The organism is Marinobacter bohaiensis (assembly GCF_003258515.1).
Taxonomy (GTDB): Bacteria; Pseudomonadota; Gammaproteobacteria; order Pseudomonadales; family Oleiphilaceae; genus Marinobacter_A; species Marinobacter_A bohaiensis.
The window spans coordinates 220,048-240,959 of sequence record NZ_QGEH01000002.1 but is presented as its reverse complement, the minus strand read 5'-3'; the positions used below and the strand labels follow the sequence as shown (position 1 = coordinate 240,959).

The window sequence follows — 20,912 nt, the reverse complement described above, 5'->3', positions numbered from 1 at the left end:
CCGCTCAGGCGTCGCAGTAGGCGGCGCCGAAGGCGAGTTGCTGCCGGTGCGCCGACAGGTCCCGCTGTTGCTGGAGTTGGTCGAAGAACCAGGGGCCGTCGCGGGTATCGCCGAACAGCACGGCGCCGGCGAGGCGGTTGTCCCTGAGCATGAGGTGGCAGTACTGCTCGGTGTCGTGGTCCTGCCAGATGACGGATTCGGTGTCCGGGCCGGGCTGGGCCTGGCCGCATGAGAAAATGGGGATGCCGCTGATTTTCAGGCGCGTGGCTACGGCGCCGGGCTCGAAGCGTTCGGCGTCGCTGCCGCAGAGTACGCCGGCCAGGACATCCGCCTGCTGGTAGCCGGGTTCCACCAGGCCGAAGGTGTGCTCGCCCAGTTGGCAGCATTCGCCCAGGGCGTAGACGTTATCGGTGCCGGTACGCAGGTAGTGATCCACCACGATGCCGCGCTCGCAGTCGATGCCGGCGTCCCGGGCGATTTCGGCGTTGGGACGAATGCCGGCGGCCAGCACCACCAGGTCGGTGCTGATCAGGGTCTCGTCCGCCAGTTGCACGGCGCGCACCCGGCGCTCGCCGATCAGCGCGCGGGGATTCTGTCCGGTGACGCTGTGGATACCGCGGCGTTCCAGGGCGTCCTGCAGCAGCTGGCCGGCGGTGGGATCGAGCTGGCGGTTGAGCAGGTACGGGCTGCGATGCAGGACGGTCACCGCCATGCCCTGCTGGCTCAGGCCGTCGGCGGCTTCCAGTCCCAGGAAACCACCGCCGATGACTACGGCGCGACGATGCCGGCGACTGGCGGCCAGCAGTTTTTCGGTATCGCGGATGTCGCGGAAGGTGACCACGCCGTCTAGCTCCTCGCCCGGCAGTTTCAGGGAGGCCGGACGCGCGCCGGTGGCCAGCACCAGATCGTCGTAGGCGAAGGTGTCGCCGTCGCGGCTGGTGACGGTCTGGCGGTCGGTGTCGATGGCGCTGACCGGGGTGTCCGCGTGCAGGTGGATGCTGTGGCGGGCGAACCAGTCCAGCGGCTGCAGGGTAATGCCGTCCAGATTGGCGTCGCCGGCCAGGACCGAGGACAGCAGCACCCGGTTGTAGGCCGGCACCGCTTCGGCGCTGAGCACGTCGATCTGCGTGTACGGATGCGCGTCGCGGGCCATCAGTCGCTCCAGCAGCCGCTGGGCGACCATGCCGTGTCCGATGATGACGAGTCTGCGATCGGTCATGCGTTCCTGTCCCCGGGCCGGCCAGCGGCCCAACAAAAAAAGCCGGAGCATCGTCCCCTTGCGAGGCGCGATGGTCCGGCGTCAGTGCCAACAACGATGTTTGATGGTCCGATCAATCCCTGATCGGGCAAGTCGTCCTGTTTTCTATAAAGCGATAAGCGTGCCAGGCTGGTATTTCTAACAAAAACAAATAATTAGAGGTTATCGGAAAATATCCGCTCCGATGGTTTTGCCCAGCGCTGGTTCGTGAGGGGTCAAAACTGCACTAAAAGCGATCAGTTCGGCTCGGTGACGACGGCGGCTTTTTCCGGTGCGCGGGCGGTTTCCCCACCCTTCGTCTCCGCCGTCTTCTCTTCGGCGGGCTCTACAGCGTCTGCAGTCGGTGTTTCCGTCGCCCCACCCTTGCCCGGGAAGCGCTGCTTCTCGTAGAGGAAGCGCAGCACCGCCTGGCGGTAGTGCACGTACTCCGGGTCGTCCGCCAGGGTGACCCGGTTGCGCGGGCGCGGCAGGTCGATGGCCAGCTCTTCGCCGATGGTGGCCGCCGGGCCGTTGGTCATCATGACGATGCGGTCCGAAAGCAGTACCGCTTCGTCCACGTCGTGGGTGATCATGATCACCGTGCTGTTGAGGTCCTGCTGGATCTCCATCAGCGCGTCCTGCAGGTGCGCCCGGGTGAGGGCGTCGAGGGCGCCGAAGGGTTCGTCCATCAGCAGCACGCTGGGGCGCATGGACAGCGCCCGGGCGATGCCCACCCGCTGGGCCATGCCCCCGGAGATCTCGCCGGGGCGTTTGTCCGCCGCGTGGGCCATATTGACCAGTTGCAGGTTGTGGACGATCCAGTCGTGGCGTTCGGCCTTGTTCATGGTCTTGCGGAACACCTGACGCACCGCCAGTTCCACGTTCTCGTACACCGTCAGCCAGGGCATCAGGGCGTGGTGCTGGAACACCACCGCGCGCTCGGGGCCCGGCGTGTTGACCTCGTGGCCGTCCAGCACGCAGCCGCCCTGGCTGGCCTGCAGCAGGCCGGCGACGATGTTGAGTACCGTCGACTTGCCGCAGCCGGAGTGGCCGATCAGCGAGACGAACTCGCCCTTGCGGATTTTCAGGTTGACGGTGTCCAGCGCCTGGAACGGCCCCTGCGGGGTATCGAAGCTCATGCTGACGCCGGTGAGTTCAAGATGTGCCTTGCTCATGATCTGTCTCCTCGCGCCTGTGCGCGTTTTTCGTACCGGGCGACGGTTCTGTTCATCCCCGGCGGCTTACTCGTCCCAGGCCACTTTGCGCTGGATCAACAGCATGATCCGGTCCAGGCCGTAGCCGATCACGCCGATGGCCAGGACCGCCACCATGATGCGGCTCAATGAATCGCTGCTGCCGTTCTGGAACTCGTCCCAGACGAACTTGCCGAGGCCCGGGTTCTGGGCCAGCATCTCGGCGGCGATCAGCACCATCCAGGCGATGCCCAGGGACACCCGCAGGCCGGTGAAGATCATCGGCACCGCCGCCGGCAGCACCACCTTGCGGGCGTGGGTCCAGAACGGCAGGCGCAGCACCCGCGACACGTTGACCAGGTCCGGGTTGACCTGCGCCACGCCGGTGGCGGTGTTGATCAGCGTGGGCCAGAGGCTGCACAGGGTGACGGTGATCATGGAGGTAATGAACGCCTTCTCGAACATCGGGTCGTCGCTGACGTAGGTGGCCGAGACCACCATGGTCACCAGCGGCAGCCAGGCCAGGGGAGAGACCGGCTTGAAGATCTGAATGATCGGGTTGGCCGCCGCCGCGAAGTAGCGGTTCAGCCCGATCAGTACCCCCAGTGGCACGGCGATCAGCGTGGCCAGGGCGAAGCCGGCCAGCACCGTCACCAGGCTGGTGCCGATCTGGTCGAAGAAAGTGGGCGCGCCGGGATAGGGGCGGATTTTGGTTTCCGCGTCCGGATTGTCGGCCAGGATGCGGGCGTTGCGCTTCTCCTGCATCTCGATGAATTTGTCCGCCCGGTCCTGCTCGTTCTGGTGTTCCTGCCAGAGCTGTCCCGCCTGTTCCCAGACGTTGGCCGGGGTCGGGAAGTTACCCAGCGAGGTGTTGATCTGCGGGGCGACCAGCTGCCAGGCGATCAGGAACAGGGCAATGCCCAGCACCGGCAGGGTCACGGATTGCAGCAGGGCGCGGCCGGTCACGTCCGGGTAGCGGCGGCGGATCAGCTGCAGCAGTGGGTTGGAGGTGGTGAGCGTGCTCATAGCGGTTCTCCAGGGACCCGGTTACAGGGTCTCGTTACCTTTCAGGCCGATCTCGAAGCTGTCGATGTAGGCGTTGGGCTTTTTCGGGTCGAAGACCACGCCGTCGATCAGCTCGCCCTGGTCGGGGCGGGTGAAGTTCTCCGCGTCCATGTCGGGGAAAGCGCTTGCAGGAAGAGTGCCGTCGGCGATCAGCGACTGGGCGGCTTTCTCGTAGATATCCGCGCGGTAGACCTTTTTGGCGATGTCCATGTACCAGTCATCCGGCTTGGGCTCGGCGATCTGGCCCCAGCGGCGCATCTGCGACAGGTACCAGATGGCGTCGGACGGATACGGGTAGGTGGCGTAGTAGCGGAAGAAGACGTTGAAGTCGGGCACGTCCCGCACGTCGCCTTTTTCATACTCGAAGGTGCCGGTCATGGAATTGGCGATCACTTCCTCGTCGGCGCCCACGTAGTTGGGCCGGGCCAGCATCTTCACCGCTTCCTCGCGGTTGGCGTTGTTGTTCTCGTCCAGCCAGTAGGCGGCGCGGATCAGGGCGCGCAACAGGTGCAGGTGGGTGTTGGGGTTCTTTTCGGCCCACTGTTCGGTGACGCCGAACACCTTTTCCGGGTTGTTGGGCCAGATTTCGTAGTCCGTGATCACCGGCACGCCGATGCCCTTGAACACGGCCTGCTGGTTCCAGGGTTCGCCCACGCAGTAGCCCTGGATGGTGCCCGCTTCCAGGGTGGAGGGCATCTGCGGCGGCGGGGTGACAGACAACTGCACGTCCGCCTGCAGGGTGCCGCTGGTGTCGCCTTTATGGGGCGCGTAGTAGCCCGGATTCAGGCCGCCGGCGGCCAGCCAGTAGCGCAGCTCGTAGTTGTGGGTGGAGACCGGGAACACCATGCCCATCTTGAACGGCTCACCGGTCTCATGCTGCGCTTCGACTACCGGTTTCAGGGCGCTGGCGCTGATCGGGTGCTGCGGCTGGCCGTTGCCGTTGTCCGGGATGTTGGCTTTCATCTTCTCCCAGACATCGTTGGAAACGGTGATGCCGTTGCCGTTCAGGTCCATGCTGAAGGCGGTGACGATGTTGGCCTGGGTGCCGTAGCCGATGGTCGCGCCCAGTGGCTGGCCGGCCAGCATGTGGGCACCGTCCAGCTCACCGGTGATGACCCGGTCCAGCAGGACTTTCCAGTTGGCCTGGGCCTCCAGCTCCACGAACAGGCCCTCGTCCATGAAGTAGCCGTTCTCCCACGCTACCGCCAGCGGCGCCATGTCGGTCAGCTTGATGAAGCCCAGCTTCAGGTCGGGTTTTTCCGGGGGGGGCAGCTCTTGGCCGTGGGCGGCCAGGCTGGAGCCCAGTCCCAGTGCCGCGGCAAAGGTTGCAGTCAGGATACGGCTCGCCATGCGTCTCTCCTATGTCGTCTTTTCTTTTGGGCAAAAAAAAGCGCCCGCCCCCGGTTGTCGGGGACAGGCGCCAATGCCTGCAGATCGTCTGTCATCTGTAGCAAAACTGTGAGGTACTGAGCCGAAATCAGTACGCGTAATCGTCACCAGAGATAAAGCATAGCCCGTGCCATTATTTTAAATGCTTATCTATCAGGTAGTTGGCTGCTTGTTGCGGATTGGGGTGAGCGGCGCGGCGGGCGTTTCTAGGTCAACTGCTCAGAAATTGCACCATGGCCGGGCGGATCAGGTGCGGGCACCGGGACGTTTCAGGGCCTCCAGGGCGAGACGCCAGCGCGGGCTGCGGTTGGAAGCCAGGCCGTCGGCCCAGCGCGTGGTTTCGGGCAGGCGGTAGCGGGTCAGGCAGGCCATCACCATGTCGATGGACGTTTCCAGGGAAATGCGGTGGCCGGGGGAGACGAACAGGGGCTTCACGCCCTGGCGGGTGCGCAGGACCGCGCCGATGGTGTCACCTTTGTCCACCAGCGGTACCCAGGCGCCGCGTGTGTCGGGTACCGGGTCGTGCGTGCCCAGCAGGCGGCTCTTGCCCACGCCAATGGCGGGGCGGTCCAGCAGCAGGCCCAGGTGACTGGCGATGCCCAGGCGTCGCGGATGGGCGATGCCCTGGCCATCGCACAGCAGCAGGTCCGGCCACTGCGACAGTTGTTCGAGCGCCTTGAGGATCACCGGACACTCACGGAACGACAGCAGCCCCGGAACATAGGGAAAGCGGGTGGGCAGGCGCGCCAGGGCGTAGTCGAGCGGCGCCAGGGTGCGTCGGTCCAGCACCACCACGGCGGCCCGGGCGGTGCGGCCCTGGTCCTCGAAACCCACATCGATGCCAGCGACCGTGCTGATCGGGCCCAGGCGATCCTCGGTCACCACGTCCACCGCCAGTTTCTTCTGCAGGGCAATGGCCTGTTGCGGTGTGAGCCCGGCCCAGTCGGCATCCAGATCCGGCAGCATGTCTATTCCTTAATCAGCGTCCATCGTGGTGCGGGTACGGCCATGACGCCGAACCTCGTTGTGACGACCGGTGTTTACGCCTATTCCGGCGATAGGTTCGGGCTAGCGTTCCCTTAGCATTCCTTAATGGCGGAGCGCCACCAAATCCGACACAGTATCAAATTGATCGTGTTCGGTTTATGTCCTGTCGCCATTCATGAGGTGGAGGAGAACAGTCCCCGTGCGTGCAAATCCTGTCCGAGCTTTTCGGCTTCGAACCATCCAGCCGCTGCTGGCGACCCTGCTGGTGACCGCGGTACTGGCGTCCAGTGCCCACGCGGAAGGCGACTGCGACCGATTGGTACGCGCCGGCGACAGTCTGCAGGCGGCCTTCGACGGCCTGCCCGACGACGGCTCCCACCAGACCGTGTGCCTGACGGACGGCACCTTCCAGCTCACCGATATGGTGACCCTGACCCGGGATAACGTGACCCTGCGTGGTCGCGGCCTCAACGACTCGGTGCTGCAAATGGCCGAGGGGGTGTCCAGTCCGGTACTGGTGCTGGGAGACGCCTATCACCAGCAGCCGCAACAACCGATCCGCAACGTCACGGTGGAAGAACTGGGCATCGAAGGCGGTGGCCAGACGCCCAACGAATTCCGGCCGGACCTGCCCTATCTCAGCAACAGCGCGCTGGTGGTGCGCCAGGGCGAAGGCATCCTGCTGCGCAACCTGAACGTGCAGGACTGCCGCAGTGCCTGCCTGCTCACCGAGTACCACAGCCGTGACGTCACCATCGAGGGCAGCCACGTCAGCCGCGCCCAGTGGGATGGCATTTCCCTCAACCGCGCCGGGCCCACCCGGATTCACGGCAACACGATCGAGGACAACGTCGCCGCCGGTATCACCGTGGAGTATCTGGAAGGCAGCGAAATCAGCAACAACGTGATCGCCAACAACGGCTCCCACGGCCTGTATCTGGCGGATGCTGAGAACAACCGGTTTGCCGGCAACCTGATCCGCGACAACCACCTGGCCGGGGTGTTCCTGACCTGCTCGGTGCGCGACCGCAACCCGGTGCTGTGCTGGGAGGACAGCTTCAGTCGCGGCAACGAGTTCGTCGACAACCGCTTCGAGCACAACCACTTCGGCTACCAGGTGGCGGTGGATTCGGCGGCCAACTGCAAGGATTTCGATAACCCGCCCAACGTCTCACGGGGGGACGCCTTCGTCGACAGCCCCAACGAGGAGCCCGACTGGGGCACCTATGGCCGCTGCCTGGCCTACGACGGCAGCGAGACCCTGGAACACATCAGCCGGCGCGACACACGCGGATCGGCGGCGGGTCAGTGATGCACCGCCTTGGGCAGCACCTTGGCCTGGGTGACCCAATCCTCCACCTGCGACAATGAGGGCACCTGGCGCACCAGCTGGCGCTCGTCGTTTACATCCTGCATGCGGGCCAGCAGGTTGTCCGGCTTACGTTGGCCCAGCTCGGGCACGCTGTCCACGCCGGCGACTTCCAGCAGGTCGGCGTACTGGGTGCTGATCCCCTTGATGCGCGCCAGGTCCGCGCGATTGACCCACTTGAGGATGAGCTTCTCGCTGATGCCGGTGCGGGCCGCCGCGTCCTGGCGGCTTTTGCGGTCGCCGCACTGCTTTAGCAGGCCTTGCTGGGAGTCGATGCCCACGGCGGTCAGTTTCTCGGCGTAGTGGGCGCCGATGCCTTCGATGTCGGCCAGTTTGGTCATGGCAGGTCTCCTGATGCCATTGGCAGACGTTACGCTGCCGATTACGGGAAACAACCGGGTTTGCGAAGCCGTGCGGAGCCGGCCTACCACCGCAAGAATAAATTTAGCGGACCGGTGGCAAACGGCCAGTCCGCTGCCGGCATTAACCGGATGGTCACTGGTCGCGATCGGGCGGTGGTGCTAGTCTCCGACAGGCTATTCTCCAAGACCGCACCGCCAGGGAGTTGCGATGCCAGCCGTCAGTCAGCCGAGTCACGGCCGAAACCGGGCCCTGTGGGCCTGGGCCTTTTACGACTGGGCCAACAGTGCCTTCTTTACCATCATCCTCACCTTTGTCTTCGCCCGTTATTTCAGCCAGTCGGTGGTGCAGGACGACGTCGCCGGAACGGAAGCCTGGGGCCAGATCGTCGGTATCAGCGGGATAGCCATCGCCATCCTGGCGCCGATCCTGGGTGCCATTGCCGACCAGTCCGGACGCCTCAAGCCCTGGCTGATTACCTTCACCCTGGTGTGCGTGACGGCGACCGGGATGCTCTGGTTCATCACGCCGCAAACCGACCAGTTCTGGGAGGCGGCCTTCTGGGTGGGGCTGGGCATCCTGGGTGCGGAATTCGCCTTCATTTTCTATAACGCCATGTTGCCGGAGCTGGCCGAGCCCGATCACGTGGGGCGCTGGTCCGGCTGGGGTTGGGGCCTGGGCTACGCGGGCGGCGTGCTCAGTCTGGTGGTGGTGCTGTTTGCCTTTATCCAGTCGGAAGGTGCCTGGCTGGGCCTGGACACGGCCCAGGCGGAGCATGTGCGCGCCAGCTTCCTGCTGGTGGCGGTGTGGTATCTGGTGTTTTCCCTGCCGATTTTCTTCCTGACGCCGGACCGCCCGCCCACCGGCCTGCCCGCGCGTCAGGCGGTGCGGGCCGGGCTGGCGCAGATCGCCGATTCCATCGCCCACGTGCGTCGCTACCGTCATATCCTGCGCTTTCTGATCGCGCGCATGCTCTACACAGACGGCCTGGCCACGGTGTTCACGTTTGGCGGTGTGTACGCCGCCGGCACCTTCGGCATGGACCAGACCCAGGTGCTGATGTTCGCCATTGCCCTGAACGTCACCGCCGGCCTGGGGGCGGTGGGCTTCGCCTGGGTGGACGACACCATCGGCGGGCGCAACACCGTGTTGCTGTCGCTGGTGGGGCTGGGGGCCAGTGCCCTGGCGATCCTGCTGGTGGAGAGCGTCACCGGCTTCTGGGTCTGGGGCATGATCCTGGGCATCTTCGTCGGCCCGCTGCAGTCGGCCAGCCGCTCCCACCTGGCCCGCGCCGCGCCGGAGCACCTGCAGACCCAGATGTTCGGCCTGTTCGCCTTCTCCGGCAAGGCGACCGCCTTCGCCGGCCCGTTGCTGGTGGGGCTGGTGACCGGTCTGACCGGCAGCCAGCGCTGGGGTATGGCCACCATCCTGGTGTTCCTGCTGGTGGGTTTCCTGCTGATGCTGACGGTGCCCTCCACGAAGGGCCAGGCCGAGGCGGCGGTCGATCCGGCCTGAGCGCCGTCGCCGGGCGAGCCCCGATTACTGCCGGCGCGCCATCTTCAGGAAGCGCCCGTGGATGCGCCGCACGCTCAGGAACACCGCCAGCAGCACCAGCGGAATCGCCGCGCCCAGCACCAGTGACTTGTCGAAGTGCAGGCCGTAGTCGTGGGCGGAGTCCAGGGCCAGCTTGAGCAGGCCCACCAGGTAATAGCTGATCGCCACCACCGACAGGCCTTCCACCGTGTGCTGCATCATCAGCTGGATTTTCGAGCGCCGGTCCATGGAACTGAGCAGCTCCTGGTTCTGGCTCTGGATCGCCAGCTCCACCCGGGTGCGCATCATGTCCGAGGCCCGGTCCACCCGTCTGGACAGGTCCTCCAGCCGCTCGCTGACCGATTCGCAGGTTTCCACCGCCGGCGTCAGGCGCCGGGTCATGAACTCGGTGAAGGTCAGGTGGCCACTCAGCTCGTCCTCCCGCAGGGCCTGTAGTCGGGCCAGCACCAGCTGGTGATAGGCGCGGGTGGCCGAGAAGCGGAAGGTGGACTGGGCACGGAAGGATTCGATGCGCGCCGCCATGGTGGTCAGCCGCGCCAGGATGGCCGGTTCGTCGATGGCGTGGTTGTCCGCCAGGGAACGGGTGATGTCCACCAGTTCCTCGTCCATGTGCGCCAGCCGCGGCGCAATGTCCCGCGCCAGCGGCAACGCCAGCTGCGCCATCAGCCGGTAGATCTCGATCTCCATGACCCGCTGGGTCAGGCGGCCCAGCTGACTGTCCGACAGGCTGCGGTTGAGGATCATGAAGCGGCCGAAGCCATCGCTGTGCAGGCGGAAGCTGCCCCAGATCCGCGCCGCGCCTTCCTGCGGGCTGCTGCCCACCAGGCGCAGGTCCTCGAACCAGGGCCGCACGAACGGCAGGTCCTGGTCCGGGCCATGATCCACCGCCTGCACGTCCACATGGAAGGCCGCCACCACCTGCCCGGCCAGCTGCTCCAGCCAGCCTTCCGGCAACGGGCTGATGCCGGTGGCCTCGAACGGGTCGCTGGCGTCGTTCGCCAGGTTGACGAAGGTGTAGGTGGTGAACTCCATATGCACCTCGCGACGAATGCGCAGGGTGCCGAAGTCTTTCTCGTAACAGCTCACTTCCTTCACCGGCGCCTCGAAGCCCATCAGGTGATGCAGGTGCTGGAGGTGGCGGAACTGGTCCCGGCGCTGGTTGGGGGTGGTCAGCACCGCAATCTGGGTGACCCGTGCCGGACAGGGCAGCACCTGGAACGGGCGCGAGTGCAGTTCGTTATAGAGATCCCCGCGCAGCGGGTGCAGGTCGAGTGTGGCCAGTGAGGGGTTCACGCCGGTGTCCTTGGGTCGGATGAAACAGGGTGCTGTCGGAACGATACGGTAACCGCTGGCGCCGGCCAAGGGGACCATCGACGTACGACCAGGGTGGCGTCTGGTCCCCGGTTTCGGCGGGCTCGGGCGGGCTGTGACTGGCGTCACATTTTTATTTTAATTCAATGGGTTAGTGCGTCGATGAATTTTACATACCGCGTTCACTTTCGCGCTGGTGGGGCGGTGGCTGGGTGCGAAATGGTTGAAACAGGCGGTTAATCCGGGGACTGGAGCGCATCTTGCTCACAGGCGAAAGCCTGCCAACAACGGAGGTGAATAACAAACTGTCGTAACCCCCGACAACAAGGAGCTTTTATGAAACAGGGAATTGCGATCCTTGCAGGATGCCTGATGGCGGCCAGCAGCCAGGCCGCGCTTTTCAATTTCACCGGCGATATCGAGTACCACAACGACGTGGTGCAGATTGGTTTCTCCCTGGAGGAGGACGCCACCGACGTACGGGTCTGGACCGACTCGTTCCTGTCCGGCGCCAACTTCGACCCCATCACCGCCCTGTGGACCGGCGATGGCATGTTGATCGACGAGAACGATGACAACGACGGCGTGAACCCGGGCACCCAGTCCCGTTTCGACTCCGGGTTTACCCTGAGCAGTCTGGCCGCCGGCGACTATATCTTCACCGTGGCCACCTACGACAACTTCGTCGTCGGGGACACCCTGGACGAGGGTTTTGCCTTCGACGGTCAGGTGCCGGTCACCCTGGCGGACTGGGACCAGCCCGCCAACGGTACCGGCAAGGGCTCCTACTGGAGCGTCTGGCTGGACGGCGTGGATGACGCCTCCAACCCGGATGACCCCACCGCGTCAGTGCCCGAGCCGGCTTCCGTGGCCCTGCTGGGGCTGGGGCTGCTGGGCCTGGGCGTGCGCCGCCTCCGTCGCGGCTGATGACGTCGGCGCTGGCACCGTCGGGGTGTCAGCGCCAACTGGCCAGACAGCCGTCTTTCATCCGGTAGCGTCCGGTTTCCTCGCCGCGGTGGGTGTAGATCCACCAATGGCCGTCGCGACGGTCCGGGTCGCCGAGGATATAGCGCACCTGCTCGGCGCTCATGCCGGTCGAAACCTGGCGGCGCGCGCGCAGGGTGCGTAAACGGGTGGACTGGATATAACCCTGGTCGCAGCCGTCATCGCGGCCTGACCGCTGGCTGGCGGGTTCCGGCTGCCAGGTTTCCACGTCGGTGCCGGTATCGAGCCGGCCGCCGGTGGTGACCGGGTGCACCTCAATGGTTTGCGCGTTGTCGGCACAGGCGGCGTCGGAGAAGACCACCTGGCCGGCGTCGTTCTGGCAGCGGTAGATCTCCGCCGCCACTGGTGAACAGACGCCCGTGCCCAGCACGAGCGCGATCAGTGTGCGTCGCATCCTGCGTTCTCCTGCCCAGTCCGTGGGCGTTACAGCGAGTGGGAAGGCACAGGCTAGCAAAAAGCGACAGATCTTGCCGGGGCGGCGTGCTCCGGGCAAACTGGCCGTTTACCGTTCGTTCCATTTCCGCAGGATTGCCCCATGAGCGCCAACCTCTGGCTTGCCTTCTTCATCGCCTCCGTCCTGATCAGCGTGTCCCCCGGCGCCGGTGCCGTGAACACCATGAGCAATGGCGTGCGCTTCGGCGTGCGTCAGTCGCTGCCGGCTATCCTGGGGCTGCAACTGGGCTATGGCATCCAGATCCTGCTGGTGGGCGTGGGGCTGGGCGCCGTGCTGGCGTCCTCCACCTGGGCGTTCCTGGTCCTGAAATGGGTAGGCGTGGCCTACCTGGTGTGGCTGGGCATTCAGAAGTGGCGGGAGCCGGCGATTCCGGTCACCGCTGGTGACGACAACGTGCCGCCGGCCGGGCAGCGTTTCTGGCAGGCGACGCTGGTCAATATCACCAACCCCAAGGCCACGGTGTTCCTGATCGCCCTGTTCCCCCAGTTTGTCGTGCCGGGCGAGGCCCACGCGCTGCAGTTCCTGATCATGGGCGCGACCCTGATCGTCGTGGATATCCTGGTGATGGTGGGCTACGCCACCCTGGCCAGCCACCTGCTGCGCTTCATGCGCCGGCCGTCCCAGCAGAAGGTGATGAACCGTGTCTTCGGCGGCCTGTTCGTCGCGGCCGCCGCAGTCCTGGCCAGCTTCCGTCGCGGCGCCGCCTAACTCAGACGCTGCGCGGCAGGGTCACGTCGAACACCACGCCTGCCGGGTTTTCGACGTTGCGCGCCCGCACCCGGCCCCGGTGGTGTTCGGTGATCAGCCGCACGATCTGCAGACCCTGACCCAGGTGGCCGTCCTGGGGGCCCTCGCGCAGGGACACGAAGGGGCTGAAGATCTCGCTGGTCAGGTGCTCCGGCAGCGGCGGGCCGGCGTTGAACACCTCCAGGTGCCAGTCCGGGCCGTGCTCCTCCAGCCGCACTTCGATGAGTTCCCCGTCCGGCGTGAAATCCCGGGCGTTGTCCACCAGCTTGTCCAGCAACTGTACGATCAGCTCCGGTGACCCGGTCACGCGGCAACCGGACTGCGGCCCCTCGTAGCGGATGACGTGGTCCGGATCCAGGCTCTGGTAGGCCGCCGTGGCCTGGTGGCAGACATCCGCCAGGTCGAACACTTCCGGCTCCACCTGCTCGAAACTCTTCTCCAGCCGCGCGGCTTCGCTCATGCCCTGCAGGATCTGGCTGAGCCGGTCGGTGGCCTGGCCGGCGCGGGCGATGTACGGGGAGTCGGCGGCGGCCGGCACGTCGTGGCGCAGGTTCTCCAGCGACGAGCGCACCACTGCCACCGGCGTCTTCAATTCGTGGGACAGGCGCCTTGCGAAGCTTTCCAGGTAGTCGGTGTAGCCGTGCAGGTTGTCCACCAGCACACCGAACTGGCGCGACAGCTCGCCCAGTTCATCGCCGGCGTGGTTGTCCGGCATGCGCCGCAGCAGACGGCCATCGGCGTCCACCGTGGCGGCCACCGCCCGCTGCAGCCGGGTGATGCGCCAGGACAGCCAGCTGGCGTAGCCCAGCAGGATCAGCACCAGCAGTCCGACGAACAGCACGCTGCGCACAATCACCCGGCCCAGGGCGTCGCCCGACAGCGCCAGGATGTCTTTCAGGGACTGCTCCAGCACCAGCGTCACCGGTCGACCCCGCGCCGTTTCCAGTGTCAGCGTCTGCACCAGCGCCGACTCGCTGTCGCCGTGGCGCACCAGACCGCTGTCCGGCCACTGCGCGGCCCGGTAGCGGGGCGCGGCTTCCGGCAGCTGTACCGGGTCCGGCTGGAAGTGGCGCAGCAGGGCGCGCAGGCCGTTGAGGGCGATCTGTTCGACGATCTGCCAGGGGCCGAGGGCGTCGAAATCGGTCTCGTCTTCCGGCAGCGGCGCGGCGGTGTCCGCCATGACCCAGCCGTGGTCGTCGAGCAGCAGGGCGCGCTGGCCGGTGGCCAGCAGCGGCTGGATGGCCTGTTGCAGCGGCGTGTCCGGATACAGCAGGCGCGGCAGTCGCTGATGGGCGTCGTGGCCCATGTCGCCGAGGACCCGGTAGCCGTCGGCCATGTCCGGGTGCGGGTGCCAGATTTCGAAGCCAACCGCGGTTCCCAGGTCGGGACGGGGCATCTGCAACTCCACCTGGTAGCCCTGGGACGTCGCCTGCCAGACCCCGTTGACGCGTGCCCCGCGCGGCTCGCCGGGTCCGGCGGCGGCCACCACCGGGCCGGGCGCGGGGGTGCGGATCTCCCGGGTCAGCGCCTGGCCGTCGAGAGTCAGGAACAGGCGGATGTGGGCGTGGGGCCGGTCCGGCCGGCCCGGGTCGAAGTAGCGCCCGGGTGCCTGGCGCACGCGGACCAGCAGGTACAGGGACTGGGCGTTGGTGCCGGCGCGCCATTGCACCGGATCGGACGGGCTGACGGGATGATCGTAGGCGGAATCCGTGTCCTCGTCCCAGCTCGGCCAGTCGTCGCCGTAGCCGTCCAGGTAAAGCGGGCGGTCCAGCGCCTGGGCGTACAGCACGCGCTGGCCGGGGCCGGGCAGCGCCCTAAGCGCCGGTTGGGCGGGCAGCAAACGACCCAGGCGCTGGGCCTGGCGCGCCAACTGCTCGTGGGCCTGGTCGCGCAGCGCCTCGTCCAGTTCCAGCACAAACTGCAGGCCCGCCCAGGGAATCAGCAGGATCAGCAGACAGGCGAGCAGCAGCTGGCGCTTGAGGGTCAGGCGCGGCATCCGCGGGCTCCCGTCAACGGATCAGCTTTCATGGGCGTTCCAGCGGTAGCCGAAGCCATAGGCGGTCTGGATGGCGTCGAACTCGCGGTCCACCTGCTGGAACTTGCGGCGGATGCGCTTGATGTGGGAGGTGACGGTGTTGTCGTCCAACACCGTGTTGGCGGCTTCCATCAACTGGGTGCGGTTGCGCACGTGGCCGGGGTGCTGGACCAGCGAGTGCAGCATCCAGAATTCGGTGACGGTCAGCTCCACGGCGCCGTCGTTCCAGGCGGCGGTCATGCGGTCCACGTTCAGGCTCAGGCGTCCCCGTTGCAGGATCTCGTCGCTGTGACGGCTGGTCTGGGCCCAGGCATCGGCGCGGCGCAGCAGGGCGGCGATGCGCGCGAACAGGTGGTCCAGGCTCATGTCCTTGGTGACGTAGTCGTCGGCGCCAAGGCGCAGGCCGGCCACCGAGTCGGCGTCGCTGTCACGCGCCGTGAGGAAAATGATCGGCAGCACCGGCGAGCGCTGGCGCAGGGCCTGACACAGGTCGAATCCGCCCTCGATTTCCTCGCCCAGGCCGACGTCGATGATGGCCAGGTCCGGCAGCGGTCCCTGCAGGCCTTCCAGGGCACTGGGGCGATCCGCGAACACGGACACCCGATAGCCGCGACGCTCCAGGGCGTCCCGGTAATTCTCGCGGATGGCGGGCTCGTCCTCGACGAGTACGATGTGGCGCTTCATGGCTTGGCTCTTGGTTCCGTAATTTTGGCAGTCGCTGTCCTGGCAGCGGCCGTATCCGGCCGGCGTCGCGTCTGGGGCTATTTAAACATGCCCCGCCGGCCCCGCAAGGTTTTGCGGCGCCATTGCCACAATTGATCACGATTGGGTCCCATTCTGCACGGATTCATCCACCGGATTGCCTTTCCCCGGCGCTTCAATGGCGCAAAACCATCGAGGAGGGAATCCGCTGTGCCAACCCTGTCCCCAACCCGGACCCGCATCACGGCCAGCCGTCGTGCCGGTCGACGTACCATCCGCTGCCTGGAAGGCATCAGCCTGTGGCTGGCGGTGGCGCTTTTCTTCGTGCTCCAGTCCGCCGCCGCCCGCGCCAGCGAAGCGCCCGGTACCGGCGAACTGCGTTTGATGACACCCAGTGGCCAGATCGAAACCGCCCTGAACCTGAACACCGACTACCGGGTGCGGGTCAGCGGCCTGTTGGCCGACACCCGCCTCAAGCAGTCGTTCCGCAACACCAGCGACGACTGGCGTGAGGGCACCTATGTGTTCCCGCTGCCGGAGCAGGCGACCGTGTACGCCATGCAGTTGCACATCGGCGAGCGCGTGATCGTGGGCGAGATCCAGACCCGCGAGGCCGCCCGCAAGACGTACGAGAAGGCCCGCCGCGAAGGCAAGCAGGCGGCCCAGGTGGAGCAGCAGCGTCCCAACCTGTTCACCACCCGGGTGGCCAACATCCCGCCCGGCGAGACGGTGACGGTGGAACTGCGCTACCAGCAGGCCGTCGCCTACCGGGACGGCGAATTCGAGCTGCGCCTGCCCACCACCCTGACGCCCCGTTACATGCCCGGCGAGCCCACCGAAGCGGACGCGGAGGATCTGGACTGGCGCCGTGGCTGGGCGGTACCCACCCGCCAGGTGCCGGACGCCGGCGCCATCAGCCCCTACACCGTGAATCCCGGCGACGTGCCGGCGGGCAGCCATCATGCCCGGGTCACGCTGACCCTGAACGCGGGCCTGCCCATCGACCAGGTGCTCAGCCCGACCCACGCCCTGGACACGGTGCGCCGGGGCGAGCAGGTGGAGGTCAGTCCCCAGGGCGGCCGCGTGCTGATGGATCGCGACCTGGTCGTTCGCTGGCAGCCCACGCGGGGAGAGGCGCCGACGGCGGCGGTGTTCCGCGAGCAGTATGAAGGGGAAGACTATGTGCTGGCACTGATGGTGCCGGGCCTCGGTGGCGGCCCGTCGCTGTCCCGGGAGCTGGTGTTCGTGGTGGACACCTCCGGCTCCATGGCGGGGGAATCGATCCGCCAGGCGCGCAGCGCGCTGCTGGCGGGGCTGGACACGCTCAAGTCCGGCGATCGTTTCAATATCATCCAGTTCAACAGCCAGACCTCGGCGCTGTTCGGCGACGCCCGGCCGGTAACGCCGTCGAACCTGCGCGCCGCCCGCCAGTACACCGCCAACCTGGCCGCGAACGGCGGTACCGAAATGGCGCCGGCGCTGGACCGGGCCCTGCGCATCGGCGGAGCTGACGTCCCGGACGAACGGCCGAAAGTGCGTCAGGTGCTGTTCATGACCGACGGCGCGGTGGGCAACGAGTCGGCCCTGTTCGGCCAGATCCGCGACCAGCTGGGTGCCAGCCGCCTGTTCACCGTGGGCATCGGCACCGCGCCCAACATGCATTTCATGCGCGAAGCGGCCCGATTCGGTCGCGGCACCTACACGTCCATCGGCAACGCCGGCGAGGTGGCCAGCCAGCTCGATCGCCTGCTGCAGCGCATGGCAGCACCGGTGCTCGGCCATATCAAGGCCGACTGGCCGGGCCAGGCGCAGGCCTTGCCGGAGCGCCCGGGCGACCTGTTCCAGGGGGAGCCGCTGGTACTGGTGGCGCGCGACGCCGAAGCGGAGGGCGAGCTGACCCTGAGCGGCGAGCTGCCGGACGGAACCCCCTGGGAGCGTAGCCTGCCGCTGGCCTCCGCCGCGCCGGGGCAGGGTCTGCATCGCTATTGGGCGCGGCAGAAAATCGATCAGCTGATGGACGCCCGCATCCACGGCGCCCGTGAGGATGAGGTACGCGAGCAGGTCACGCCGCTGGCCCTGCAGCACGGTCTGGTCACCCGCTACACCAGTTTCGTCGCCGTGGACCAGACGCCGGCCCGCACGCAGGCGGACCGCCTGGCCGCCGAAGACGTCCCGACCCTGCTGCCGGCAGGCAGCACGCCGGGCATGCTGCGTTATCCACAGACCGCCACCGCGTCGAACCTGCTGATCCTGATCGGCTTGGCGGGGCTGTTGCCGGCCTTTGGCGTGCTGCTGGCGCGCCGGAGGGTGGGATCGTGATGCGCCTGCTGATGACCTTTACCCTGGCCTCGGCCGTGGTCCTGCTGATGGGGCTGTGGATCCCGCTCAAGGCCAAACTGGCACAGGAGCTGCTCAACCTGGCCTGGGCCCAGAGTCAGGCGGAGCAGCAGGTCACCCGGCCCTGGCCCTGGGCCGATACCTGGCCGGTGGGCCGCCTGCGCTTGCCGGGCGCCGGCGAGCCGCTGGTGATCCTGTCCGGTACCCACGGCGAGAGCCTGGCGTTCGGGCCCGGCCACGTGACCCGCTCGGCGCCGCCGGGAGATCGCGGTACGGTTATCCTGGCCGGGCACCGGGACACCCATTTCAGCGTGTTGCAGGAGATACGCACCGGCGACCCGGTAGAGGTGCAGGGCCTGGACGGGACCTGGCGCCGCTACGAAGTGGTGAGCGAACGGGTGGTGGACAGCCGCCACGCGCGCCTGGCCGTGGAGCCGGGGGCTGACGACCGCCTGATCCTGGTGACCTGCTACCCGTTCGATGCCCTCGATCCCCACGGGCCCATGCGTTACGTGATCGAAGCCCGGGGGCTGGATGAGGTCGGGAAAACCGCCGCGGCCGGGACGCTGGCAGCCTTTCCCGGCTAGAGGCGGAGGGCGGTCCAAACGCGGTGTATGACCGTACTTTAACCTTGTTTGACAATCGTCCGATTCGGGCTCAAATTTGATGGGTACATAAAAGGGAGAGTGTGTCATGTTCCTGCAGAAACGACAGGGAGAACGGGGGCCTCTGCCGCCCCGGTCGAGTCGGTTTTTTGCGGTGGGGCGACGTTGGTACTTCGCCACGCGTGAGAAGCGCTCCCTGGGGCCTTTCGAGTCCTTCGAGCAGGCCCAGGTGGCGGCGTATTCCTATATCCAGGACAAGGACGCCCAGCGCCGGGGTGCGGATGTGAATTATACCTACGGTCTGGTGCTGCACGACTACGAGACCTGCACCGCGGCCCATTGCCAGCGCTGCCGCGAGATGGCCCGTATGCTGGCCTAGTCTCGTTGCGGCCCTGTCCCGGGCCCGGCAGGAGTTCCCTTCGACAGGCCGGATCGTTATCCTATGCGGCTTTTGGCGCACGGCTGTGCGTTTTTTAATCTGTATGGGAGCGACTCCTGATGCGTTTTATGCGCGCGCTGCTGGCCTGGCTGTCCGTGCCGTTTCTCTGTTTCCTGGGCTTTTTCCTGTGCCTGGCCCGCCCCTTCAACCCCGATAACACGCGTATCCTGGGCGCCATGGTGGCGCGTACCGGGCGGCGTGTGCTGGGGCTGACCCGTCCCCTGGACGGCTACGAGAACATGCCCCAGAACCGGCCCACGGTGATCATCGCCAATCATCAGCACAACGACGATCTGTTCCTGATGGGCGACCTGCTGCCCAAACGCACCGTGGCGGTGGGCAAGGCGTCGCTGCGCTGGATTCCCTTTTTCGGCCAGGTGTTCTGGCTGGGCGGCAACATCCTGATCGACCGGACCCGGTCCTCCCGCGCGGTAGCGGTGATCCGCACCACCGCCGAGGCCATGACCCGCGAACGCAAGAGCATCTGGATCTTTCCCGAAGGCACCCGCAGTCACGGCAGCGACCTGCAATCCTTCAAGAAGGGCGCCTTCCACGCCGCGGTGGCCGCCGGTGCGCCCATTACCATGGTCTGCGCCGGGGCCTACCGTTCCCAGTCGAGCGGTGTGCTCGGCCGTCGCAAGCCGGTGCCACTGCGCATCCTGCCGCCGGTGGAGACGCGCCACCTGACCGCCGACGATGTCCCGGAGCTTATGAAGCGTTGCCACGCCCAGATGAGCGAAGCGATCCGCGAACTGGCGGCTGCCCCGGCCGACTCTCGTTAAGGGGCATCAGTGCCCCGTCCGGGGTACTCGATGACGCGAGCGTGGGTGAATCGGCGCGCGCCGAGTGCTTGACTTTACTGGAAAAATACTTCGGTATGAGAGATGGAACCGGTGCTTGCCGCGCCGGTCTGATCCGCTGGCTCAATGCCGCAATACGGATCCTTCTTTCCCGGATCTCGCAACCAAGGGGGTAATGCGATGAACCTGATTCTGTTTCTGATCATCGGTGGTGTGGCCGGCTGGCTGGCGGGCCTGATCATGAAAGGACGTGGATTCGGCGTGCTGGCCAACATCGGTGTCGGCATCGTCGGTTCGCTGATCGGTGGTTTCCTGTTCAGCCTGCTGGGGCTGTCGTCCCACGGCACCATCGGGTCGCTGGTGACGGCGACGGTGGGTGCGATCTTCCTGTTATGGATTGTCAGTCTGATCAAGAAAGCCTAGAGGAGCTGCTCCCAGCATGATTGTTCCCGTTACCGCCGTTTTCGCCGCATTCACCGCGATCCTGATGCTGTTCCTGGCCTGGCGTGTCACCACGTTCCGGCGTCGCTATCAGGTGGGACTGGGCGATAACGGCGAGAAAGCGTTCCAGGTGGCCATCCGCGCCCACGCCAACCTGGTGGAGTACGCACCGATTACCCTGATCCTGATGGGGCTCGGTGAGCTGAACGGGGTCTATGTGCACTACGTCTATGCGGTCGGCATGCTGTTCATTGTCGGCCGTCTCCTGCACGCCTGGGGCTTTATCCGCAGCCAGGGCGGTTACGCCATCAGCCGCATGATCGGCACGCTGTTGACCTGGCTGTCGATCCTGGTGATGGCGCTACTCACCTTCGCCAACGTGGTCCGCGTCACCCTCTGACAGGCGCTTGCGCGTCAGGGTGTAGTTCAACGGGGAGCGGATGGCCTCGCCGTCCCTTCCCAGCATTTCCAGGTTGCCGTCCGGCAGCCGGCGAAAGCTCCGTAACGGCCGTTCATTGGCCCCCTCCAGCTGCACACGGCCCAGGTCCATCGGGTCTTGCGGCGGCAGCAAGGCCCAGCGTCCCTCATGCACCACCGGTGCGGCGTCGCGCTCCTGATAGGTTTCCTCCAGACGGTAGGTGTCCGGTTGCCGGTACAGGGTCAGGCGGGTGTCGATGCCCGGACAGTCGGCGCAGGGCAGCACGCCCTGCCACACGCCATAGGCGTGGCGCGGGGCCGGATCCTGGGTGGCGGCGCAGCCGGCGAAAAGGGCGGTGGCGGTCAGGATGAGGGGGAGAAGCGCAGGGCGCATGGCCGTCTCCTTGGCAAAGGTTGCTGTGGAGGCCAAGAATCGCAATTTCCGGGAGGACGATCAATCCGGCG

At 66.3% G+C, this 20,912-nt stretch carries 21 protein-coding genes; 10 read left to right on the top strand and 11 right to left on the bottom strand.

The genetic code is table 11. The features are described from left to right. Positions 1 to 4 precede the first annotated feature (4 nt). The 5 genes from DKK67_RS13815 to nfi form a co-directional block, all read right to left on the bottom strand. Positions 5 to 1,219: an NAD(P)/FAD-dependent oxidoreductase gene (locus tag DKK67_RS13815; RefSeq protein ID WP_111497078.1), complete on the bottom strand. Its 1,215-nt coding sequence runs from the start codon at positions 1,217 to 1,219 to the stop codon at positions 5 to 7. 275 nt (positions 1,220 to 1,494) lie between these two features. After that, the gene (locus DKK67_RS13810) at positions 1,495 to 2,412 is read right to left on the bottom strand and encodes an ABC transporter ATP-binding protein (protein ID WP_407657842.1); all 918 of its coding nucleotides are present in this window, start codon (positions 2,410 to 2,412) and stop codon (positions 1,495 to 1,497) included. 66 nt (positions 2,413 to 2,478) lie between these two features. Continuing rightward, on the bottom strand, positions 2,479 to 3,456 hold the full coding sequence (locus DKK67_RS13805) for an ABC transporter permease (RefSeq protein ID WP_111497077.1): 978 nt from the start codon (positions 3,454 to 3,456) through the stop codon (positions 2,479 to 2,481). Between the two features lie 21 nt (positions 3,457 to 3,477). Continuing rightward, a complete protein-coding gene (locus tag DKK67_RS13800; RefSeq protein WP_111497076.1) occupies positions 3,478 to 4,845 on the bottom strand; it encodes a CmpA/NrtA family ABC transporter substrate-binding protein in 1,368 nt (455 codons plus the stop codon). A gap of 285 nt (positions 4,846 to 5,130) precedes the next feature. Continuing rightward, a complete protein-coding gene (nfi, locus tag DKK67_RS13795; RefSeq protein ID WP_407657858.1) occupies positions 5,131 to 5,847 on the bottom strand; it encodes a deoxyribonuclease V in 717 nt (238 codons plus the stop codon). Positions 5,848 to 6,070: 223 nt separating this feature from the next. On the opposite strand from nfi, the gene DKK67_RS13790 reads away from it, so the two are divergent. Then, positions 6,071 to 7,183, top strand: coding sequence for a right-handed parallel beta-helix repeat-containing protein (locus DKK67_RS13790; protein ID WP_204355828.1), 1,113 nt, complete (start codon positions 6,071 to 6,073; stop codon positions 7,181 to 7,183). Here DKK67_RS13790 and DKK67_RS13785 read toward each other — a convergent pair. Continuing rightward, positions 7,177 to 7,581, bottom strand: a complete 405-nt coding sequence (locus DKK67_RS13785) for a DUF4332 domain-containing protein (RefSeq protein WP_111497073.1) — start codon at positions 7,579 to 7,581, stop codon at positions 7,177 to 7,179. The genes DKK67_RS13790 and DKK67_RS13785 overlap by 7 nt on opposite strands. A 229-nt stretch (positions 7,582 to 7,810) precedes the next feature. On the opposite strand from DKK67_RS13785, the gene DKK67_RS13780 reads away from it, so the two are divergent. Further along, the gene (locus DKK67_RS13780; protein ID WP_111497072.1) at positions 7,811 to 9,115 is read left to right on the top strand and encodes an MFS transporter; all 1,305 of its coding nucleotides are present in this window, start codon (positions 7,811 to 7,813) and stop codon (positions 9,113 to 9,115) included. 24 nt (positions 9,116 to 9,139) lie between these two features. Here DKK67_RS13780 and DKK67_RS13775 read toward each other — a convergent pair whose 3' ends face one another. Beyond that, positions 9,140 to 10,447, bottom strand: coding sequence for a DUF3422 family protein (locus DKK67_RS13775; RefSeq protein WP_111497071.1), 1,308 nt, complete (start codon positions 10,445 to 10,447; stop codon positions 9,140 to 9,142). Positions 10,448 to 10,801: 354 nt separating this feature from the next. Between DKK67_RS13775 and DKK67_RS13770 the strand changes: the two genes are divergently transcribed. After that, a complete protein-coding gene (locus tag DKK67_RS13770; protein WP_111497070.1) occupies positions 10,802 to 11,392 on the top strand; it encodes a DVUA0089 family protein in 591 nt (196 codons plus the stop codon). A 28-nt stretch (positions 11,393 to 11,420) separates the two neighbouring features. Here the strand turns inward: DKK67_RS13770 and DKK67_RS13765 are convergent, their stop codons facing one another. After that, positions 11,421 to 11,864 carry a DUF4124 domain-containing protein gene (locus DKK67_RS13765; protein ID WP_111497069.1) on the bottom strand — a complete coding sequence of 148 codons (444 nt, stop codon included), beginning with the start codon at positions 11,862 to 11,864 and terminating at the stop codon, positions 11,421 to 11,423. 141 nt (positions 11,865 to 12,005) lie between these two features. On the opposite strand from DKK67_RS13765, the gene rhtB reads away from it, so the two are divergent. Next, entirely contained in the window at positions 12,006 to 12,632 is a 627-nt protein-coding gene (rhtB, locus tag DKK67_RS13760) for a homoserine/homoserine lactone efflux protein (protein ID WP_111497068.1), read from the top strand. A gap of 1 nt (position 12,633) precedes the next feature. Here rhtB and DKK67_RS13755 read toward each other — a convergent pair whose 3' ends face one another. Beyond that, on the bottom strand, positions 12,634 to 14,667 hold the full coding sequence (locus tag DKK67_RS13755; RefSeq protein WP_228160640.1) for an ATP-binding protein: 2,034 nt from the start codon (positions 14,665 to 14,667) through the stop codon (positions 12,634 to 12,636). A 21-nt stretch (positions 14,668 to 14,688) separates the two neighbouring features. Next, positions 14,689 to 15,390 carry a proteobacterial dedicated sortase system response regulator gene (gene pdsR, locus DKK67_RS13750; protein WP_111497067.1) on the bottom strand — a complete coding sequence of 234 codons (702 nt, stop codon included), beginning with the start codon at positions 15,388 to 15,390 and terminating at the stop codon, positions 14,689 to 14,691. A gap of 228 nt (positions 15,391 to 15,618) precedes the next feature. Here pdsR and DKK67_RS13745 point away from each other — a divergent pair, with 228 nt between their 5' ends. From DKK67_RS13745 to DKK67_RS13720, 6 genes are all read left to right on the top strand, one after another. Next, positions 15,619 to 17,727, top strand: coding sequence for a marine proteobacterial sortase target protein (locus DKK67_RS13745; RefSeq protein ID WP_228160639.1), 2,109 nt, complete (start codon positions 15,619 to 15,621; stop codon positions 17,725 to 17,727). Then, positions 17,727 to 18,332 carry a class GN sortase gene (locus DKK67_RS13740; protein WP_204355837.1) on the top strand — a complete coding sequence of 202 codons (606 nt, stop codon included), beginning with the start codon at positions 17,727 to 17,729 and terminating at the stop codon, positions 18,330 to 18,332. Before DKK67_RS13745 ends, DKK67_RS13740 begins: the two co-directional genes overlap by 1 nt. A gap of 106 nt (positions 18,333 to 18,438) precedes the next feature. Further along, on the top strand, positions 18,439 to 18,729 hold the full coding sequence (locus tag DKK67_RS13735) for a DUF6316 family protein (RefSeq protein WP_111497065.1): 291 nt from the start codon (positions 18,439 to 18,441) through the stop codon (positions 18,727 to 18,729). A gap of 119 nt (positions 18,730 to 18,848) precedes the next feature. After that, the gene (locus tag DKK67_RS13730) at positions 18,849 to 19,571 is read left to right on the top strand and encodes a lysophospholipid acyltransferase family protein (protein WP_111497064.1); all 723 of its coding nucleotides are present in this window, start codon (positions 18,849 to 18,851) and stop codon (positions 19,569 to 19,571) included. Between the two features lie 198 nt (positions 19,572 to 19,769). Further along, positions 19,770 to 20,012, top strand: coding sequence for a GlsB/YeaQ/YmgE family stress response membrane protein (locus DKK67_RS13725; RefSeq protein WP_111497063.1), 243 nt, complete (start codon positions 19,770 to 19,772; stop codon positions 20,010 to 20,012). Positions 20,013 to 20,028: 16 nt separating this feature from the next. Further along, on the top strand, positions 20,029 to 20,430 hold the full coding sequence (locus DKK67_RS13720; RefSeq protein ID WP_111497062.1) for an MAPEG family protein: 402 nt from the start codon (positions 20,029 to 20,031) through the stop codon (positions 20,428 to 20,430). Here DKK67_RS13720 and DKK67_RS13715 read toward each other — a convergent pair. Further along, complete coding sequence (locus DKK67_RS13715) at positions 20,392 to 20,841, bottom strand: copper resistance protein NlpE (RefSeq protein WP_111497061.1); 450 nt, start codon at positions 20,839 to 20,841, stop codon at positions 20,392 to 20,394. The genes DKK67_RS13720 and DKK67_RS13715 overlap by 39 nt on opposite strands. Positions 20,842 to 20,912 lie beyond the last annotated feature (71 nt).

Bases quoted from the DNA above. Each gene is read 5' to 3' on its own strand.
- DKK67_RS13815 (WP_111497078.1), bottom strand. From the start codon at position 1,219: ATGACCGATCGCAGACTCGTCATCATCGGACACGGCATGGTCGCCCAG.
- DKK67_RS13810 (WP_407657842.1), bottom strand. From the start codon at position 2,412: ATGAGCAAGGCACATCTTGAACTCACCGGCGTCAGCATGAGCTTCGAT.
- DKK67_RS13805 (WP_111497077.1), bottom strand. From the start codon at position 3,456: ATGAGCACGCTCACCACCTCCAACCCACTGCTGCAGCTGATCCGCCGC.
- DKK67_RS13800 (WP_111497076.1), bottom strand. From the start codon at position 4,845: ATGGCGAGCCGTATCCTGACTGCAACCTTTGCCGCGGCACTGGGACTG.
- DKK67_RS13785 (WP_111497073.1), bottom strand. From the start codon at position 7,581: ATGACCAAACTGGCCGACATCGAAGGCATCGGCGCCCACTACGCCGAG.
- DKK67_RS13780 (WP_111497072.1), top strand. From the start codon at position 7,811: ATGCCAGCCGTCAGTCAGCCGAGTCACGGCCGAAACCGGGCCCTGTGG.
- DKK67_RS13770 (WP_111497070.1), top strand. From the start codon at position 10,802: ATGAAACAGGGAATTGCGATCCTTGCAGGATGCCTGATGGCGGCCAGC.
- DKK67_RS13765 (WP_111497069.1), bottom strand. From the start codon at position 11,864: ATGCGACGCACACTGATCGCGCTCGTGCTGGGCACGGGCGTCTGTTCA.
- rhtB (WP_111497068.1), top strand. From the start codon at position 12,006: ATGAGCGCCAACCTCTGGCTTGCCTTCTTCATCGCCTCCGTCCTGATC.
- DKK67_RS13755 (WP_228160640.1), bottom strand. From the start codon at position 14,667: ATGCCGCGCCTGACCCTCAAGCGCCAGCTGCTGCTCGCCTGTCTGCTG.
- pdsR (WP_111497067.1), bottom strand. From the start codon at position 15,390: ATGAAGCGCCACATCGTACTCGTCGAGGACGAGCCCGCCATCCGCGAG.
- DKK67_RS13740 (WP_204355837.1), top strand. From the start codon at position 17,727: ATGCGCCTGCTGATGACCTTTACCCTGGCCTCGGCCGTGGTCCTGCTG.
- DKK67_RS13735 (WP_111497065.1), top strand. From the start codon at position 18,439: ATGTTCCTGCAGAAACGACAGGGAGAACGGGGGCCTCTGCCGCCCCGG.
- DKK67_RS13730 (WP_111497064.1), top strand. From the start codon at position 18,849: ATGCGTTTTATGCGCGCGCTGCTGGCCTGGCTGTCCGTGCCGTTTCTC.
- DKK67_RS13725 (WP_111497063.1), top strand. From the start codon at position 19,770: ATGAACCTGATTCTGTTTCTGATCATCGGTGGTGTGGCCGGCTGGCTG.
- DKK67_RS13720 (WP_111497062.1), top strand. From the start codon at position 20,029: ATGATTGTTCCCGTTACCGCCGTTTTCGCCGCATTCACCGCGATCCTG.
- DKK67_RS13715 (WP_111497061.1), bottom strand. From the start codon at position 20,841: ATGCGCCCTGCGCTTCTCCCCCTCATCCTGACCGCCACCGCCCTTTTC.